The organism is Pseudomonas viridiflava (genome assembly GCF_900184295.1).
GTDB lineage: Bacteria > Pseudomonadota > Gammaproteobacteria > Pseudomonadales > Pseudomonadaceae > Aquipseudomonas > Aquipseudomonas viridiflava.
Window position 1 is genome coordinate 121,906 of sequence record NZ_LT855380.1, and the last position, 16,127, is coordinate 138,032.

Annotated in this window: 17 protein-coding genes; 9 read left to right on the plus strand and 8 right to left on the minus strand. The window is 60.6% G+C overall.

The window, feature by feature from the left end; translation table 11 throughout:
• Positions 1-5 precede the first annotated feature (5 nt).
• Entirely contained in the window at positions 6-1,214 is a 1,209-nt protein-coding gene (coaBC, locus tag CFBP1590_RS00595) for a bifunctional phosphopantothenoylcysteine decarboxylase/phosphopantothenate--cysteine ligase CoaBC (protein WP_088234277.1), read from the minus strand.
• Positions 1,215-1,347: 133 nt separating this feature from the next.
• On the opposite strand from coaBC, the gene radC reads away from it, so the two are divergent.
• A complete protein-coding gene (gene radC / locus CFBP1590_RS00600) occupies positions 1,348-2,022 on the plus strand; it encodes a RadC family protein (RefSeq protein WP_088234278.1) in 675 nt (224 codons plus the stop codon).
• A gap of 315 nt (positions 2,023-2,337) precedes the next feature.
• Here the strand turns inward: radC and CFBP1590_RS00605 are convergent, their stop codons facing one another.
• Positions 2,338-3,924, minus strand: coding sequence for an ABC transporter substrate-binding protein (locus CFBP1590_RS00605; protein ID WP_088234279.1), 1,587 nt, complete (start codon positions 3,922-3,924; stop codon positions 2,338-2,340).
• A 364-nt stretch (positions 3,925-4,288) separates the two neighbouring features.
• On the opposite strand from CFBP1590_RS00605, the gene rpmB reads away from it, so the two are divergent.
• Together rpmB and rpmG are read left to right on the plus strand one after the other, a co-directional pair.
• The gene (gene rpmB / locus CFBP1590_RS00610) at positions 4,289-4,522 is read left to right on the plus strand and encodes a 50S ribosomal protein L28 (RefSeq protein ID WP_002551514.1); all 234 of its coding nucleotides are present in this window, start codon (positions 4,289-4,291) and stop codon (positions 4,520-4,522) included.
• Positions 4,523-4,532: 10 nt separating this feature from the next.
• Positions 4,533-4,688 (plus strand): 50S ribosomal protein L33, encoded by a 156-nt coding sequence (rpmG, locus tag CFBP1590_RS00615; RefSeq protein WP_004887154.1) that lies wholly within the window; start codon positions 4,533-4,535, stop codon positions 4,686-4,688.
• An 84-nt stretch (positions 4,689-4,772) separates the two neighbouring features.
• Here rpmG and CFBP1590_RS00620 read toward each other — a convergent pair whose 3' ends face one another.
• Together CFBP1590_RS00620 and CFBP1590_RS00625 are read right to left on the minus strand one after the other, a co-directional pair.
• Entirely contained in the window at positions 4,773-4,976 is a 204-nt protein-coding gene (locus CFBP1590_RS00620) for a hypothetical protein (RefSeq protein WP_004887152.1), read from the minus strand.
• 71 nt (positions 4,977-5,047) lie between these two features.
• Positions 5,048-5,419 (minus strand): cupin domain-containing protein, encoded by a 372-nt coding sequence (locus tag CFBP1590_RS00625; protein WP_004887149.1) that lies wholly within the window; start codon positions 5,417-5,419, stop codon positions 5,048-5,050.
• A gap of 238 nt (positions 5,420-5,657) precedes the next feature.
• Here CFBP1590_RS00625 and CFBP1590_RS00630 point away from each other — a divergent pair, with 238 nt between their 5' ends.
• Together CFBP1590_RS00630 and CFBP1590_RS00635 are read left to right on the plus strand one after the other, a co-directional pair.
• Positions 5,658-7,151, plus strand: coding sequence for an aldehyde dehydrogenase (locus CFBP1590_RS00630; RefSeq protein ID WP_029241365.1), 1,494 nt, complete (start codon positions 5,658-5,660; stop codon positions 7,149-7,151).
• A 169-nt stretch (positions 7,152-7,320) separates the two neighbouring features.
• Complete coding sequence (locus CFBP1590_RS00635; protein ID WP_088234280.1) at positions 7,321-8,466, plus strand: MFS transporter; 1,146 nt, start codon at positions 7,321-7,323, stop codon at positions 8,464-8,466.
• Here CFBP1590_RS00635 and CFBP1590_RS00640 read toward each other — a convergent pair.
• Together CFBP1590_RS00640 and CFBP1590_RS00645 are read right to left on the minus strand one after the other, a co-directional pair.
• A complete protein-coding gene (locus CFBP1590_RS00640) occupies positions 8,463-10,043 on the minus strand; it encodes a phospholipase D family protein (RefSeq protein WP_025993193.1) in 1,581 nt (526 codons plus the stop codon). The two genes, CFBP1590_RS00635 and CFBP1590_RS00640, sit on opposite strands and share 4 nt — an antisense overlap.
• Before the next feature lie 71 nt (positions 10,044-10,114).
• Positions 10,115-11,536 (minus strand): aminotransferase-like domain-containing protein, encoded by a 1,422-nt coding sequence (locus tag CFBP1590_RS00645; protein WP_088236343.1) that lies wholly within the window; start codon positions 11,534-11,536, stop codon positions 10,115-10,117.
• A 235-nt stretch (positions 11,537-11,771) separates the two neighbouring features.
• On the opposite strand from CFBP1590_RS00645, the gene CFBP1590_RS00650 reads away from it, so the two are divergent.
• Positions 11,772-12,023, plus strand: a complete 252-nt coding sequence (locus CFBP1590_RS00650) for a DUF1127 domain-containing protein (protein WP_069142989.1) — start codon at positions 11,772-11,774, stop codon at positions 12,021-12,023.
• Positions 12,024-12,029: 6 nt separating this feature from the next.
• Here the strand turns inward: CFBP1590_RS00650 and CFBP1590_RS00655 are convergent, their stop codons facing one another.
• On the minus strand, positions 12,030-13,343 hold the full coding sequence (locus CFBP1590_RS00655; RefSeq protein WP_088234281.1) for an NAD(P)/FAD-dependent oxidoreductase: 1,314 nt from the start codon (positions 13,341-13,343) through the stop codon (positions 12,030-12,032).
• A gap of 106 nt (positions 13,344-13,449) precedes the next feature.
• Between CFBP1590_RS00655 and CFBP1590_RS00660 the strand changes: the two genes are divergently transcribed.
• Entirely contained in the window at positions 13,450-13,803 is a 354-nt protein-coding gene (locus CFBP1590_RS00660; protein ID WP_088234282.1) for a YkgJ family cysteine cluster protein, read from the plus strand.
• A gap of 9 nt (positions 13,804-13,812) precedes the next feature.
• Here the strand turns inward: CFBP1590_RS00660 and dadR are convergent, their stop codons facing one another.
• Positions 13,813-14,301, minus strand: a complete 489-nt coding sequence (gene dadR / locus CFBP1590_RS00665) for a transcriptional regulator DadR (protein ID WP_004887134.1) — start codon at positions 14,299-14,301, stop codon at positions 13,813-13,815.
• Positions 14,302-14,458: 157 nt separating this feature from the next.
• On the opposite strand from dadR, the gene dadA reads away from it, so the two are divergent.
• Both dadA and CFBP1590_RS00675 read left to right on the plus strand, forming a co-directional pair.
• Positions 14,459-15,760 carry a D-amino acid dehydrogenase gene (gene dadA, locus CFBP1590_RS00670; RefSeq protein WP_004887131.1) on the plus strand — a complete coding sequence of 434 codons (1,302 nt, stop codon included), beginning with the start codon at positions 14,459-14,461 and terminating at the stop codon, positions 15,758-15,760.
• A complete protein-coding gene (locus CFBP1590_RS00675; protein ID WP_004887130.1) occupies positions 15,732-16,085 on the plus strand; it encodes a RidA family protein in 354 nt (117 codons plus the stop codon). Before dadA ends, CFBP1590_RS00675 begins: the two co-directional genes overlap by 29 nt.
• The last annotated feature ends 42 nt before the right edge of the window (positions 16,086-16,127 follow it).

Sequence of the window (16,127 nt, forward strand, 5' to 3'; positions counted from 1 at the left end):
CGTAGTTAAACCTGATTCATGCGGTCGGCGATAAAAGTGATCAGCTGGCGGGCAATCTTGGCCTTGCTGGTCTGGGCGAAAAGCGTTGCGTGCAACGCTCGGTCGATCACGCTGCAGGCGTTCTCTTCACTGTTGAAGCCAATGCTGGGGTTGGCCACGTCATTGGCGACGATCAGGTCGAGGTTCTTGTCCTTGAGCTTGCGTGCAGCATAGTCGAGAAGATGCTCGGTCTCGGCGGCAAAACCGACACTGAACGGGCGATCCGGGCGGGTGGCGATGGTGGCCAGAATGTCCGGGTTGCGGACCATCTGCAGCAACAGGCCGTCACCGTTCGTAGGATCTTTCTTGAGTTTGTGGGGCGCGATGACTTCCGGGCGGTAGTCCGCAACCGCAGCCGAGGCGATGAACAGGTCGCAGGGAATCGCCGCTTCGCAGGCTGCGAGCATGTCGCGGGCGCTGACCACGTCGATGCGCGAGACGCGATCCGGTGTCGGCAGGTTCACGGGGCCTGTGATCAGCGTGACGCGCGCACCGGCTTCCACAGCCGCTTCAGCGAGGGCGAAACCCATTTTGCCGGAGCTGTGGTTGGTGATGTAGCGCACCGGGTCGATGTTTTCCTGGGTCGGTCCTGCGGTAATCAGTACATGTTTGCCGGTCAGGCTCAGGCGCTGGAAACAATCGGCCGCACATTGCGCCAGATCATTGGGTTCAAGCATACGTCCGAAGCCCACATCGCCGCAGGCCTGGCTGCCGGAGGCAGGGCCGAATACGCGGAAATCACGCTCTTCCAGCAGGCGTGTGTTGGCCTGTACCGACGCATCGCGCCACATGGCCTGGTTCATCGCCGGGGCGATGGCGACGGTCGCATCCGTTGCCAGCACGATGGTGGTCAGCAGGTCATTGGCGATGCCCTGTGCCAAGCGTGCGATCAGGTCGGCGGTCGCGGGCGCGATGAGGATCAGGTCTGCCCATTTGGCCAGCTCGATATGCCCCATCGCCGCTTCGGCGGCAGGGTCCAGAAGGTCCAGGTGCACAGGGTGGCCGGAAAGCGCCTGCATGGTCAGGGGGGTTATGAACTCGGCCCCGCCCCGCGTCATGACGACACGGACCTCCGCACCCTGGTCGCGCAACCGGCGAACCAGCTCGGCGCTCTTGTAAGCGGCAATGCCGCCGCCGACGCCCAGAACGATGCGTTTTCGATACAGCCGCTGCATAGGCCTGCCTTTTTGGTCAAGTGTTGACGCGACGGCCAGGACGCCTCCCCAGGCCAGATCGTCGCGTAAAAAAGATGGGCTAAGATAGCACAGCGACCGCACCGGAACAGGTGCTCAACCACAGGGAAGTGCTATGAGTATTCGCAGTTGGCCCGCGGCCGAACGCCCACGGGAACGTTTGTTGGAACTGGGGGCAGACAGCCTGTCGGACGCCGAGTTGCTGGCGATCTTTTTGCGTACGGGAGTGGCCGGAAAAAGCGCTGTAGACCTGGCTCGTCACTTGTTGAATCAGTTTGGCGGGCTGAGACCGTTACTGGATGCGAATCTGGACGAATTCACCGGACAACTGGGTCTGGGGCCTGCAAAGTTCGCTCAGTTACAGGCGGTCATGGAGATGGCGCGTCGGCACATGGCCGAATCGTTGCGTCGTGATTCGGCATTGGAAAACCCTCTTCAGGTCCGCAACTACCTCAAGGCATTGCTGCGCCACGAGCCGCACGAAGTATTTGGCTGCCTGTTTCTGGACAACAAGCATCGGGTCATGACCTTCGAGATACTGTTTCGCGGCACAATCAACTCGGCGTACGTGCATCCCCGGCAGGTGGTAAAGCGCGCCATGGTCCACAACGCCGCCAGCCTGATCCTGTGCCACAACCATCCTTCGGGCATTACAGACCCCAGTCGTTCCGACATCGACCTGACAAGGCGCCTGAAGGAGGCCTTGCTGCTGGTGGATGTTCAAGTGCTGGACCACGTGATCGTGGGCGACGGCGAGCCGTTATCGATGGTGGAGCGGGGGTTGATGTAGCGCGTGTTGCGCGCCCACGCGGAGCACTCATCGTTATACACAAGTCCGCCTCGACACTGATCGTGCCCATCGCTCCGCGTGGGCATGCCGCCCGTGACGCTCCGCGTCACAAATGGCACAGATTGCGGATTCAGTGAGCCGAGCGCATGACGTGGAAAACGCTGGAGCTTGGGCACACATCTGCGCCACATTCGAGAGCGGACGCGGAGCGTCCTGGGAGGCATTCCCACGCAGAGCGTGGGAACGATCATCATAGCCAGATGATTTGTGTATAACGATGAGCGCGGAGCATGGGCGCGATCAACTGCGAAAGAGCTACTTCACCTGCACCTTGTAGAAGTCCTGCCGGCCGAACGGGCTGACCTGATAGCCCGTCACGTCCTTGCGCACCAGTGCGGCGGCGGTCGGGTGGGCGAGGGGGATCCACAGGGCCTGTTGCTGGATCTGCGTCTGTGCCTGGTGGTAGAGCTTGCTGCGTGCGGCCTGATCGCTGGTGGATTTGCCGTCGCTGATCAGCGTGTCCAGCGTCTTGTCGCAATAGCGGGCGAAGTTGGTGCCCGACTGCACGGCTGCGCAGGAAAACTGCGGCGTCAGGAAGTTATCCGGGTCGCCATTGTCGCCCGCCCAGCCCATGAACAGCAGATCATGCTCGCCCGCCTTGGCGCGACGAATCAGCTCGCCCCACTCGATGACCCTGATTTCTGCATCAATGCCGATCTGCTTCAGGTCAGCCTGCAGCAGTTGCGCGCCGAGGCTCGGGTTCGGGTTCAGCAGGCTCCCGGACGGACGTGTCCAGAGGGTGGTCTTGAAGCCATCCTTCAAACCGGCCTTGGCCAACAGCGCCTTGGCCTTGGCGACGTCGTGAGGGTAGCCGGGCATGTCCTTCGCGAAACTCCAGGTGTTGGGTGGATAAGGCCCCTTGGCAGTTTCGGCCGTGCCTTCAAAGACAGCCTTGAGGTAGTTGGCCTTATCGAAAGCAAGATTCACGGCCTGACGGACTTCCGGCTTGTCGAACGGCGGATGCTGGCTGTTGATCGCTACGAACGCGGTCATGAATGCTTCGGTCTTCTCGACCTTCAACGAAGCGTCCTTGCTGGCGGCCTGTATATCGAGTGGCTTGGGCGAAAGGGCGATCTGGCATTCATTCTGGCGGATCTTCTGCAGGCGCACGTTGGCGTCCGGCGTGATGGCGTACACCAGCGTGTCGATACCGGACTTGCCTGCGAAGTAATCGTCGAAGGCTTCATACCGCACCACGGCGTCTTTCTGGAAGCGTTTGAACACGAACGGTCCTGTGCCGATGGGCTGGCTGTTCAGTTTCTCGGGTGTGCCCGCCTTCAGCAATTGCGCGGTGTATTCAGCCGAATAGATCGAGGCAAAACCCATGCTCAGTGTGGCGAGGAACGTCGAGTCGGCACGGTTGAGGGTGAACCTCACCGTGTGAGCGTCAGGCGCATCGATGGTCTTGATCAGCGCAGGCAACTGCATGGACTGCGCATGCGGGAAGCCGCTCTGGGCGACCTTGTGCCATGGGTTTTGCGGGTCGAGCATGCGCTGGAAGCTGAACAGCACATCGTCGGCCGTCAGTTCACGGGTGGGCGTGAAGTAATCCGTGGTGTGGAACTTCACGCCCGGGCGCAGCTTGAACGTGTAGGTCAGGCCGTCCTCGGAGACGGTCCAGCTTTGCGCCAGACTCGGGACCAGCTTGCCGCTTTGGGCATCGAAGTCCACGAGGCGGTTCATCAGCACATCGGCCGAGGCATTGGTGGTGGTCAGCGAGTTGTATTGCACCACGTCGAAGCCTTCGGGGCTGGCTTCAGTGCAGACCGCAAGGTTCGCTGCCTGAGCGGCAATCGGAAGCAACAGCGGGACAAGCAAAAAGGGGAGTGCAGCAAGGCGCATGGCGAAATTCCTGTTCAGAAAGGGCCCCATCTGCCGGCGCAGTCTGGTGAGGGACTAACCCTAGACCATGTGCTGGCGCAGAACAATCGCCGCAGAGCGACGAGCGGTCTTTTTGCCAGCGCGCCCCGCATCGCTTGATTCAGCCGTCGCGCAAGGCTTGCCCGATTGCTGTAGAGTGCATTGCCTGTTGTTGCGCGCCAGGCTTTCTGGTATAAAGCAGCGCTCTTTTCTAGGGGCCCGGTTCCTTCACTGTAGGTGTAGCCGGTAAGACCCTTAAAGAAACGCGGCGCCTGGCGCCAAATGACTGAGAGATTAAGCGGCCAACCCATGCCGGGTTGGGCATGTGGTTTTAGAGGGCTGAGGCATGTCGAGAGTCTGTCAAGTTACCGGTAAGGGTCCGGTAACCGGGAATAACATTTCCCACGCAAACAACAAAACCCGTCGTCGTTTCCTGCCAAACCTGCAGCATCACCGCTTCTGGGTTGAAGGCGAGAAGCGTTTTGTTCGTCTGCGCGTATCTGCTAAAGGCATGCGTATCATCGACAAGCGTGGCATTGAAGTTGTGCTCGCTGAACTGCGTCGCGACGGCAAAATTTAAGGAGAGAATCATGCGTGAATTGATCCGTTTGGTGTCGAGCGCTGGTACAGGCCATTTCTACACCACCGACAAGAACAAACGTACTACTCCGGATAAAATCGAAATCAAAAAATTCGATCCGGTTGTACGCAAGCACGTGATGTACAAGGAAGGCAAAATCAAGTAATTGATTCTGTCTCCCACAAAAAAGCCCGCTTATGGCGGGCTTTTTTGTGTCTGACGTTTGAGCGATCGCTCGGCATCGTGACGATCAGGCGAAGCTGAATGCCGTGATCAGGTCTGCATCGTCGGCAGCGATCCGGATGCGATTGGGGTCAAGCATCCTGTCGCTCGCGTCCAGAGGGCCTACGACACGGGTTCTGCCTGTCAATTCGGTGATATAGGCTTTCACGGTCGGTACGTAGCGGGTGCCGATCAGGTGCTGAAGGGCCAGGAGGATTTCCTTGTTGGTCATGTACATGATCCTTATGAATGATGTCCGGAATGGACAGTCCCAGAGTCATCCATTCGCCCCGTCGCCTGGCGTTACTTATTTATATCTGAGGCCTCGAACACCACATAAATCTTGCGACAGGCCTCCAGCACTTCCCACGTGCCCTTGAAACCTGCCGGGATGACGAACCGGTCTCCGGCCCGCAGCGTCTTGGCGCGACCCTGATCGTCGCGCAGTACCGAAACGCCCTGCACGATCTCGCAGTACTCATGCTCGGTGTAGTTGACCTGCCATTGCCCGATCTCACCCTGCCAGACGCCGGCGTTCATCTGTCCGCAGGGGCTGTTGTAGTGGTTATAAAGGGTTTGTTGCGGATCGCCTTTGAACACCTTTTCCGGTGCTGGCCGGTAGTGCTCGGCGGCGGTGCTGGCTTCGCTGAAGTCGACAATGCTTTCGATGCTCATGATGGCGGGTCCTTCGGGCTGGAATGATGGAGTTTTGAGCGGCGCGGCGGGCAATAGTGCCGCGTTTCGAGCGGTCTGCCCGTTTAATAAAATCAACAAACAGGCACATTTAGCGTTACGGGTGTCAAATATATTGGTTTTGCTACGCGGCTGGTTTAGGGTGGCGATCACCCCGAAATTGCGAAATGTGTCTTTAATCAATCATGACACACGCCTGTTCAACAAGGAGGACATCTGCATGATCGCTCTGACCCGCGCCGACTGGGAAAAGCGTGCCCAGAACCTGAAGATCGAAGGTCGCGCCTTCATTCAGGGTGAGTACACACACGCTGCGTCCGGCGAAACCTTTGAATGCATCAGTCCGGTGGATGGCCGCGTCCTGGCCAGTATTGCCAGTTGCGATGCTACCGACGCCGAGCGGGCCATCGCCAGTGCTCGCAGCACCTTCAACTCGGGCGTCTGGTCGCGTCTGGCTCCGTCCAAACGCAAGGCGGCCATGATCCGTTTCGCAGGGCTGCTCAAGCAGAATGCCGACGAGCTGGCGCTGCTTGAAACGCTGGACATGGGCAAGCCGATCAGCGACTCGCTGGGTGTCGACATTCCAGGTGCCGCCAACGCGCTGAGCTGGAGTGGCGAGGCCATCGACAAGCTGTATGACGAAGTCGCTGCGACCCCCCATGATCAGTTGGGTCTCGTGACGCGCGAGCCGGTCGGTGTGGTCGCTGCTATCGTACCGTGGAATTTCCCGCTGATGATGGCCTGCTGGAAGCTCGGTCCTGCGCTGTCGACGGGTAACTCCGTAGTGCTCAAGCCTTCGGAAAAATCGCCGCTGACGGCCATTCGTATTGCGCAACTGGCCATCGAGGCGGGCATTCCCGCGGGCGTGCTCAACGTGCTGCCGGGCTACGGTCACACCGTCGGCAAGGCGCTGGCGCTGCACATGGACGTGGATACCGTGGTGTTTACCGGTTCGACGAAGATCGCCAAGCAATTGATGATCTACTCCGGCGAATCGAACATGAAGCGTGTCTGGCTGGAAGCGGGCGGCAAGAGCCCGAACATCGTGTTTGCCGATGCGCCTGATCTGGAGGCCGCCGCCCACGCCGCGGCCAGTGCGATTGCCTTCAACCAGGGCGAGGTGTGCACAGCCGGGTCGCGTCTGTTGGTCGAGCGTTCCATCAAGGACCGTTTTCTGCCGCTGGTCATCGAAGCCCTCAAGGGCTGGAAACCGGGCAACCCATTGGACCCGGCCACCAATGTCGGTGCGCTGGTCGATACCCAGCAGATGGACACCGTGCTGTCCTACATCGAAGCCGGTCATGCCGATGGCGCCAAACTGGTCGCGGGCGGCAAGCGCATCATGGAAGAAACCGGCGGCACCTATGTCGAGCCGACGATCTTCGACGGCGTGAACAACGCCATGAGAATCGCTCAGGAAGAAATCTTCGGGCCTGTGTTGTCGGTATTGACTTTCGACACCGCCGAAGAGGCCATCGAAATTGCCAACGACACGCAATACGGCCTGGCCGCTGCTGTGTGGACTTCCAACATCTCCAAGGCGCACCTGACCGCCAAGGCCCTGCGCGCCGGTAGTGTCTGGATCAACCAGTACGACGGTGGCGACATGACTGCGCCGTTCGGTGGCTTCAAGCAGTCGGGCAACGGCCGTGACAAGTCACTGCACGCGTTCGACAAATACACCGAGCTAAAAGCGACCTGGATCAAGCTGTAAGTCAGTTGTTCTCCTTAAGCGTCCCCGCTCAGCACGGGGGCGCTTGATCGTTCCCATGCTCTGCGTGGTAACGCTGCCCAGGACGCTCCGCGTCCGCTCTCGAATGTGACGCAGAGCCATGAGCACGATCAGCTTTCGGCTTTGAATCTTCACCCGCAGGAACACGGAAATGCGTTGGGGTACTTATTTTGCCGTTCTGGCCTCGATCCTTAGTGTCGGTCTGGCTATTGGCGTCAGTATGCCGCTGGTTTCGCTGAGGCTCGCGGACTGGGGATACGGTACGTTTGCCATCGGCGTCATGGCGGCGATGCCTGCGGTCGGTGTGTTGGTTGGCGCAGGCGTTGCCAGTGCGCTGGCCTCGCGGTTCGGGACGGCCAACCTGATGCGGCTGTGTCTGTGGAGCGGGGCGGTGTCAGTCGGGGCTTTGGCGTTGCTGCCGTACTACCCGGTCTGGCTGGTCCTGCGCCTGATGCTGGGGATGATCCTGACCATCGTTTTCGTGCTGGGTGAAAGCTGGATCAATCAGTTGGTGATCGAGCGCCTGCGCGGAAGACTGGTCGCGCTGTATGGCAGCACTTACGCACTCAGTCAGTTGGCAGGCCCGCTGTTGCTGGGCGTCATCGGCACCGAGGCCGACTACGGCTTCTGGATTGGCGTGCTGCTCATGACGTGTTCCCCGTTGCTCCTGCTGGGCCGAACCGGTGCCCCTTCCACAGAGTCAGCCAGCGTTACCTTTCCCGACCTGCTCGGGTTCTGTCGCAGCATGCCGGCCATCGCGGGGGCGGTTGCGCTGTTTGCAGCGTTCGAGGCGCTGATCCTGACGCTGCTGCCGATCTACTGCATTCGGCATGGCTTCACGCCTGAAATCGCCTTGATGATGGTCAGCGCTGTCGTGGTCGGCGACGCGGTGCTGCAACTGCCGATTGGTCTGCTGGCAGACAAGATCGCTCGCCGCACGCTGTTCACCGGCTGCGCGAGCGCGTTGATGCTGTCCAGTCTGGCCATTCCGTTGCTGGTAAACACCGTGGTGATATGGCCGCTGTGGGTGCTGTTCGGTGCCAGCGCCGGCGGCCTGTTCACGCTGTCGTTGATTCTGATCGGCGAACGCTATCGCGACGATGCGCTGGTGCGGGCCAACGCGCACGTGGCTCAGCTCTGGGGTATAGGGTGTCTGCTCGGGCCTCTGGCCGCAGGCGCGGGCAGTCAGTGGATCAGCATCGATGCCTTGCCGCTGTTGATGGCGGCAGGGGCGTTTGGCCTGCTGGTCCTGACCATGAGGCGCGGGGCGTTCGGTGCGAGCGCTGCGCAGGCCTAGAGCATCCGCTCCAGGCCGATTGCCTTGCTCATCCAGGCGTTGAAGCGGCGCCACCAGTCGCCGGGCTCGGTGTACAGCGTGTGGATGACGCCATTGTCCTCGGTCACCCAGACCACCTTGCCGTCTTCCAGCTTCGCCTGGTAAGTGAGTGAAGGCGCCATACCCTGCAGCGTCAGTTCACGCAGCTCTTCGGCCAGCTCCGGGCTGTCGACCAGCACACCGACCTCTGTGTTCCACAGCACCGAACGCGGGTCGAAATTGAACGAGCCGACGAACACCTTGCGGCGATCGAAAATCATCGCCTTGCTGTGCAGGCTGGATTCGGAGCTGACCAGCGACTGGCTTTTCCTGAACAGGTGCGGACCGCTGCCGCGCATGGTTTCGACATCGCCCGGCTGGCGGCGCAGTTCGAACAGCTTGACGCCATGTTCCAACAGCGCCTTGCGATAGGGTGCATAACCTCCGTGCACGGCGGGTACATCGGTGGCTTCCAGCGAGTTGGTCAGCAGACTGACGTCCACACCCGCATCGGCGCGGCCGGTGAGGTACAGTAGACCTTCCTGACCCGGCACGAAGTAGGCCGAGATCAGCATCAGTTCCTTGCGGGTATTGAGCAGTTCCGGGGCCAGTTGGGTGGTCAGCAGCAGATGCGGGTCAGGCTCACCCTGCGCGAGCACCTTGGTCGGCGCGTCCCACAGCGCCTGGTTCCAGGCCCAGACCAGCTCGTTGAGCCAGGTCTTCATGCGCGGTTCGGTCTTGTACGCCATCAGGCGCTCATACAGCGCCTTGTGCTGCTGATGCGCCTCCTCCAGCGAGGCCGCCAACCGTTTTCTGGCCTTGGCCAAGTCCTTGGTGTCCGGCAGGAAATACATGAAGTCATCGATCGGCTTGCTCAGCGTGCTGTTCCAGTACTGATCGAAGCTGTGTCCCAGCTGTTCGGCGACCGGTCCGACGCTGAGCATGTCGATGTCGGTGAAATTCAGGTTGGGCTCGGCGTCGAAATATTCGTCACCCAGGTTGCGCCCGCCGACGATAGCCACGCTGTTGTCCGCCAGCCACAGCTTGTTGTGCATGCGTCGATGCTGGCGCGAGAGATTCATCAGTCTGCCGAGGCTGCGGGTGATGCCCGTCTCGCGCCCCAGATTCTGCGGATTGAACAGGCGAATCTGAATGTTCGGATGCGCGGCGAGGGTGGCGATAGCCTGATCCAGGCCGTCGCTGGTGGTGTCGTCCAGCAGGATGCGCACGCGCACGCCACGGTCGGCGGCGTTGAGCAGTTCGTCGATCAGCGCCCGGGTGCTCAGGCCGTCATGGACGATGTAGTACTGCAGATCGAGGCTGCTTTTGGCATTGCGGATCAGCTCGGCACGCGCCTTGAACGCGTCACTGCTGTCGGGCAGCAGGCGAAAGCCCGAGCGCCCTTCGTGAGGCTGCGCCATCGCCTGGATCGACCGGCCGAAGGCTGAATCCGAAGACGCAATGGCCTGGCTTGGCTCACCGAGCGGTGCTTGATGTGCGCAACCGCTGACGCACAGCGCGACCAGCAGTGAAAAGGGCAAGGCCCATGAGTTCTTCAAATTGATATCCACAACCAGGCTTGGCTCGACTTGGCGATAAGACCGGCAAAAGCGGGAAAAATTTGCCAACGTCAGTCATTTTGCGCAATCAGCTGCGAGATCGTCTCGCCAACGATGCGTACTGCGCTCTCGATTTTCGGTGTCGGCTTGGCAGCGTAGTTCATGCGCAGGCAATTGCGGTACTTGCCCGAGGCGGAAAAGATACTGCCCACGGCGATCTGTACGTTCTTGCTCAGCAGTGCGCGATTGAGGCGCACGGTGTCGAAGTCCTCGGCCAGTTCCACCCACAGCATGAAGCTGCCCTGCGGACGGCTGACCCGCGTGCCCTGCGGAAAATAGCGCATGACCCAATCGATCATTACGTCGCGGCTGCGCTGGTACTGCGTGCGCATGCGGCGCAGGTGCGGTTCGTAATGCCCGCCTTCGATGAAGTCGGCAATCGCCAGTTGCGGCTGCGGCGCAGTCGAGCCGGTGCCGATGTATTTCATGTGCAGCACCCGCTCCAGGTAACGGCCCGGCGCGACCCAGCCGATGCGCAAACCCGGCGCGAGGGTCTTGGAAAACGAACTGCACAGCAACACGCGACCGTCTTCGTCGAAAGACTTGATGGTGCGTGGACGCGGGTAGGTGAAGGACAGATCGCCGTACACATCGTCTTCGATGATTGCCACGTCGAAACGCTGCGCCAGCATCAACAGGGCTCGCTTGCGCTCTTCCGGCATCACGTAGCCCAATGGATTGTTGCAGCTGGGCGTCAACTGAATCGCCTTGATCGGCCATTGCTCCAGTGCCAGTTCCAGTGCTTCAAGGCTGATGCCGGTCAGCGGGTCAGTGGGGATTTCCAGCGCCTTCATGCCCAGGCCCTTGAGGGTCTGCATGGCGCCGAAAAAGCTCGGCGAATCCACCGCCACGATGTCACCGGGCGAGCAGACGGCGCGGATGCTTGCCGACAGCGCTTCGTGACAGCCCGAGGTAATGATCAGGTCATTGGCGGTCAGGTTGCAGCCGGAGTCGAGCAACAGGCGGGCGATCTGTTCGCGAAGTGTATGCACGCCATGGATGTTGTCGTAATACAGACCGGGCATGTCCTGATGGCGACTCAACTGGCCCAGCGCGCGCATCAGCGGTTTCAGGGTCGGGCTGGACACGTCCGGCATCCCGCGCCCCAGTTGGGTGACCGCCTCACGGGGCGATACCCGGATCAGGTCCAGCACCTGATCCCACTGCGAGATATCCACAGGCCGCTGCACCGGACGCCCCACTACGGGAAGCGCCGGAGCCTGGCGGGAAGCCGAAACGAAATAGCCTGATTTGGGTTTCGGTGTCGCCAGTCCACTGTCCTCCAGCACCCTGTATGCCTGCTGCACTGTACTCAGGCTGACGCCATGTTCAACGCTGAGCGCGCGCACGGAAGGCAGACGGTCACCGGGGCGATAGAAACCCTTTTCGATCCGCGAGCCCAGCATTTCGGCAAGGTTGACGTACAGGGTCATGGCGTACTCTCGGTTGAGTGCTTTTTTGAGAACCATACAGATGGTGCGAAAATACAGCATTCAGAGATCGTTTTGAATCTTCTGTATGGAAAATATAAGAGGATTTTGAATCTGTATTGGTTTGGCAATCCCCGTCATCATGGATTCACGCTCACCACTCAAGCGTTGGGAACGATCGTTGTCAGGGCTGGCGTGTGTTGAGCGATGGAAACCCACCCTGATGGAGGAACCGGAAATGAACGGGTTCAGCGACGTACGATTAGCGTTTCACAGCCAGGAACTGAACGAGAGCCAGCCAGTGATGTTCAAGGCCGTTCAGAACAACCGCGTCTGCGTGCCGACGGGCATGAGCCGCTGGGCGCTGTATCGTCATCGTTGGACATCGCGCCGCGCATTGCTGGAACTGACGGATGACCAGCTTCGCGATATCGGCATCGACTTTCGGCAGGCCAGAGTCGAGGCAATGAAATCTTTCTGGAGGGAATAGCGCGGGTCAACGCAGCTCTTTCAAACGGTGCCAGAGCATGCCCAGCGCCAGCAGCGGCGAGCGCAGGTGTTTGCCGCCGGGAAAGGTCATGTGCGGGACCTTCGCGAACAGTTCGAAGCCATCGCTGTGCTGTCCGGCGATGGCTTCGGCCAACAGGCGGCCCGCCAGGTGCGTGGCGTTCACGCCGTGGCCGGAATAGGCCTGGGCGTAGTACACGTTTGGCTGATCCCTTAGCCGACCGATCTGCGGCAGGCGGTTGGCCCCGATGCCGATCATGCCGCCCCACTGATAATCGATCTTCACGCCAGCCAGTTGCGGGAACACCTCCAGCATTTTCGGTCGCATGTAAGCGGCAATGTCCTGCGGGTCACGGCCCGAATAATGACAGGCGCCGCCGAACAGCAGGCGCCGGTCAGCTGAAAGCCGGTAGTAATCCACCGTCACGCGCTGGTCGCAGACCGCCATGTCCTGCGGCAGCAACTCACTGGCTTGCGCCGGGCTCAAGGGTTCGGTCGCAATGATGTAGCTGCCTGCGGGCAGTACCTTGCCGCTGATCTCCGGGTTAAGGTCCTTCAGGTAAGCGTTGCAGCCCAGCACCAGAGTCTTGGCCAGCACCGAGCCCTGCGCGGTGTGCACCTTGACCTGCGGGCCGTAGTCGATGCGCGTCACCTCGGAATGTTCGAACAACTGCACACCCAGCGACTTCGCCACCGCAGCTTCGCCCAACGCCAGATTCAAGGGATGCAAATGCCCCGAGCCCATGTCGATCAGGCCGCCGACATAACGATCCGAGCCGACCACGCTGCGCATCTGGTCAGGCGGCACCAGTTTCAGCTCATGCCGATATCCCAAGCTGCGCAGCTCTTCGGCGTCTTCGGCCAGATGAGTCATGTCACGCGGTTTGTTGGCCAGGTCGCAGTAACCCCACTTCAACGCGCAATCGATGCCATGCCTTTTAACCCGCTGGCGCACGATTTCGACCGCTTCGATGCCCATCAGCTTGAGCTGACGCACCCCGTCGTTACCGATGACATTGGCGAACTGCTCGACGCCATGCCCAACGCCGCGAATCAACTGACCGCCATTGCGCCCGCTGGCGCCCCAGCCGATCCTGCGCGCTTCCAGCAACGCCACGCTCAAACCGCGCTCGGCCAGTTCTATGGCCGTGTTGAGCCCGGAGAACCCGCCGCCGACCACGCACACATCGACCTTCACCTCGCCTTGCAATGCCGGATGATCCGGTTGCGGATGGCTGCTGGCGGCGTAGTACGAAGCGGTGTGCGAGTCTTGATGGGTAGGGTGCTGAACGCGGGCGTTCATGGACATGTCCTGTTGGCGGCGCTGTGAAGTCTCGGCAGGATAAGCTGCTGTCACGGACCTGCCAACTCAGGCAAAATCCCTGCATTGTGTCCGGGTGATTGTTTCAATGAGCTGCAACCTTCAGAAAGTCCGCGAGCTGCGCCGCCAGATTCCCTCGTTCGAGTGCGTGCCTGGCTGCCACGACTGCTGCGGTCCGGTCACCACCTCGTCCGAAGAAATGGCCCGCCTGCCGCGCAAGACTGCCGCCGAGCAGGAAGCGGCATTGAACGAGCTGAACTGTGTGCACCTCGGGCCTCAGGGCTGCACGGTGTACGACGAGCGTCCGCTGATCTGCCGCCTGTTCGGCACCACTGAAACCCTGCCATGCCCCAACGGCCGCCGCCCTGTCGAACTGATCCATCCCCGGGTCGAAAAACAGGTCCACACCTACATTGCTTCGACCCGACAGGTGCTGGTGTAGCGGGTCGGCTCAGTCGGCAATCGGCAGGTTCAGGCTCTCTTTCACTTCTTCCATCACGATGTAGCTCTTGGACTCGCGCACGTGCGGCAGCTTGAGCAGGATGTCGCCCAGCAGTTTCCGGTAGGACGCCATCTCGGAAATGCGCGCTTTCACCAGATAGTCGAAGTCGCCCGACACCAGATGACACTCCAGCACGTGGGGCAATTTCAGCACCGCGCGGCGGAACTCCTCGAATGTGTCGCCGGACTTGTAATCCAGGCTGATCTCCACGAATACCAGCAGGCTGGCCTTGAGGCTTTGCGGGTTCAGCCGGGCGTTGTAGCCCATGATGATCCCCTCGCGTTCGAGCCTGCGGACCCGCTCGGTACAGGGCGTGGTCGACAGGCCGACCCGCTCGCCCAGTTCGGTGAACGAGATGCGTCCATCCGCCTGCAGGATTCGCAGGATATTGCGATCAATCTTGTCCAGCTCACGTTTTGACTGGTGTTGGGTGCGCAAGGTTGATATCCCCTCTACGAAAGCGATCTTTGCCGTGGATTACCTCCGAATATAGGCATTTATACAGTTAAAAGCACTGCTCGATGCTCAATATACTGGCCACATCCTTGCTTAAAACTTCAAAACGTCAGCGGATATCCGCGATGAGGTCATCGACATGCGCGTTCTGGTCCTTGGTAGTGGTGTGATCGGTATAACCAGTGCCTATTATCTGGCGCGGTCAGGCTTTCAGGTCACGGTGGTCGACCGTCAGCCTGCTGCCGCCATGGAAACCAGTTTTGCCAACGCCGGTCAGGTCTCGCCGGGCTACGCGTCGCCGTGGGCTGCGCCGGGTGTGCCGCTCAAGGCGATCAAGTGGCTGTTGCAACGCCACGCCCCGCTGGCGATCAAGGCCACGGCCGATATCGATCAATACCTGTGGATGGCGCAGATGCTGCGCAACTGCACGGCCAGCCGGTATGCCGTGAACAAGGAGCGTATGGTGCGTCTGTCCGAGTACAGCCGCGACTGTCTCGACGAGTTGCGTCTGGAAACCGGCATCGCTTACGAAGGCCGCAGCCTGGGCACCACCCAGTTGTTCCGCACTCAGGCGCAACTCGATAACGCCGCCAAGGATATTGCCGTGCTCGAGCAGTCCGGCGTGCCTTACGAGTTGCTCGACCGCGAAGGCATCGCCCGCGTCGAACCCGCGCTGGCGGGCGTGACCGGAATACTCAGCGGTGCGCTGCGCCTGCCCAACGACCAGACCGGCGATTGCCAACTGTTCACCACGCGTCTGGCCGAAATGGCCGAGAAACTGGGCGTCGAATTCCGTTACGGGCAGAGCATCGAGCGTCTGGATTTTGCCGGTGACCGCATCAACGGTGTGTGGATCGACGGCAAGCTGGAAACCGCTGACCGCTATGTGCTTGCGCTGGGCAGCTACTCGCCGAAGCTGCTCAAGCCGCTGGGCATCAAGGCTCCGGTCTACCCGCTCAAGGGCTACTCGCTGACCATCCCGATCACCAATGCGGCCATGGCCCCGACCTCGACCATTCTCGACGAGACCTACAAGGTCGCGATCACCCGTTTCGACAACCGCATCCGGGTCGGCGGCATGGCTGAAATCGCCGGTTTTGACCTGTCGCTCAACCCGCGTCGGCGCGAAACACTGGAGATGATCGTCGGTGACCTCTATCCTCAGGGCGGCGACCTGACCCAGGCCAGTTTCTGGACCGGGCTGCGTCCCACCACGCCGGATGGCACGCCGATCGTGGGTGCCACGCCGTTCCGCAACCTGTTCCTCAACACCGGCCACGGCACGTTGGGCTGGACGATGGCGTGCGGTTCCGGCCGTTTGCTCGCCGATCTCATGGCCCGCAAGACACCCCAGATCAGTGCCGAAGGCCTTGATATCTCTCGCTATGGCAGTACCCAGGAGAACGCAAAGCATGTCAATCCAGCGCCAGCTCACCAATGAGCGCATGAGTCAGATCGTCGTCCACAACGGCACCGTCTATTTGTCGGGCCAGGTGGGTGATGACATGACCGCCGGTGTCGAGAAGCAGACCCAGGAAACGCTGGACAGCATCGAGCGTCTGCTCGATCTGGCAGGCACCGACAAGACCCGTATCCTGTCCGTGACCATTTACTTGAAAGACATCGATGCCGACTTCGCAGGCATGAACAGCGTGTGGGACAAGTGGCTGCCAAAAGGCGTCGCTCCGGCCCGCGCTACCGTCGAAGCCAAGTTGTGCGAACCGGAAATTCTGGTCGAGCTGTCGGTGGTCGCTGCACTGCCGTAACGTTTTTCCTGGCCCGGCGACGCACCCTCGGCGTCGGGCTTT

Bases quoted from the DNA above. Each gene is read 5' to 3' on its own strand.
- CFBP1590_RS00635 (WP_088234280.1), top strand. From the start codon at position 7,321: ATGCGTTGGGGTACTTATTTTGCCGTTCTGGCCTCGATCCTTAGTGTC.
- rpmB (WP_002551514.1), top strand. From the start codon at position 4,289: ATGTCGAGAGTCTGTCAAGTTACCGGTAAGGGTCCGGTAACCGGGAAT.
- CFBP1590_RS00655 (WP_088234281.1), bottom strand. From the start codon at position 13,343: ATGAACGCCCGCGTTCAGCACCCTACCCATCAAGACTCGCACACCGCT.
- CFBP1590_RS00645 (WP_088236343.1), bottom strand. From the start codon at position 11,536: ATGACCCTGTACGTCAACCTTGCCGAAATGCTGGGCTCGCGGATCGAA.
- CFBP1590_RS00675 (WP_004887130.1), top strand. From the start codon at position 15,732: ATGTCAATCCAGCGCCAGCTCACCAATGAGCGCATGAGTCAGATCGTC.
- CFBP1590_RS00620 (WP_004887152.1), bottom strand. From the start codon at position 4,976: ATGACCAACAAGGAAATCCTCCTGGCCCTTCAGCACCTGATCGGCACC.
- CFBP1590_RS00650 (WP_069142989.1), top strand. From the start codon at position 11,772: ATGAACGGGTTCAGCGACGTACGATTAGCGTTTCACAGCCAGGAACTG.
- coaBC (WP_088234277.1), bottom strand. From the start codon at position 1,214: ATGCAGCGGCTGTATCGAAAACGCATCGTTCTGGGCGTCGGCGGCGGC.
- CFBP1590_RS00660 (WP_088234282.1), top strand. From the start codon at position 13,450: ATGAGCTGCAACCTTCAGAAAGTCCGCGAGCTGCGCCGCCAGATTCCC.
- rpmG (WP_004887154.1), top strand. From the start codon at position 4,533: ATGCGTGAATTGATCCGTTTGGTGTCGAGCGCTGGTACAGGCCATTTC.
- CFBP1590_RS00605 (WP_088234279.1), bottom strand. From the start codon at position 3,924: ATGCGCCTTGCTGCACTCCCCTTTTTGCTTGTCCCGCTGTTGCTTCCG.
- CFBP1590_RS00625 (WP_004887149.1), bottom strand. From the start codon at position 5,419: ATGAGCATCGAAAGCATTGTCGACTTCAGCGAAGCCAGCACCGCCGCC.
- radC (WP_088234278.1), top strand. From the start codon at position 1,348: ATGAGTATTCGCAGTTGGCCCGCGGCCGAACGCCCACGGGAACGTTTG.
- dadA (WP_004887131.1), top strand. From the start codon at position 14,459: ATGCGCGTTCTGGTCCTTGGTAGTGGTGTGATCGGTATAACCAGTGCC.
- CFBP1590_RS00630 (WP_029241365.1), top strand. From the start codon at position 5,658: ATGATCGCTCTGACCCGCGCCGACTGGGAAAAGCGTGCCCAGAACCTG.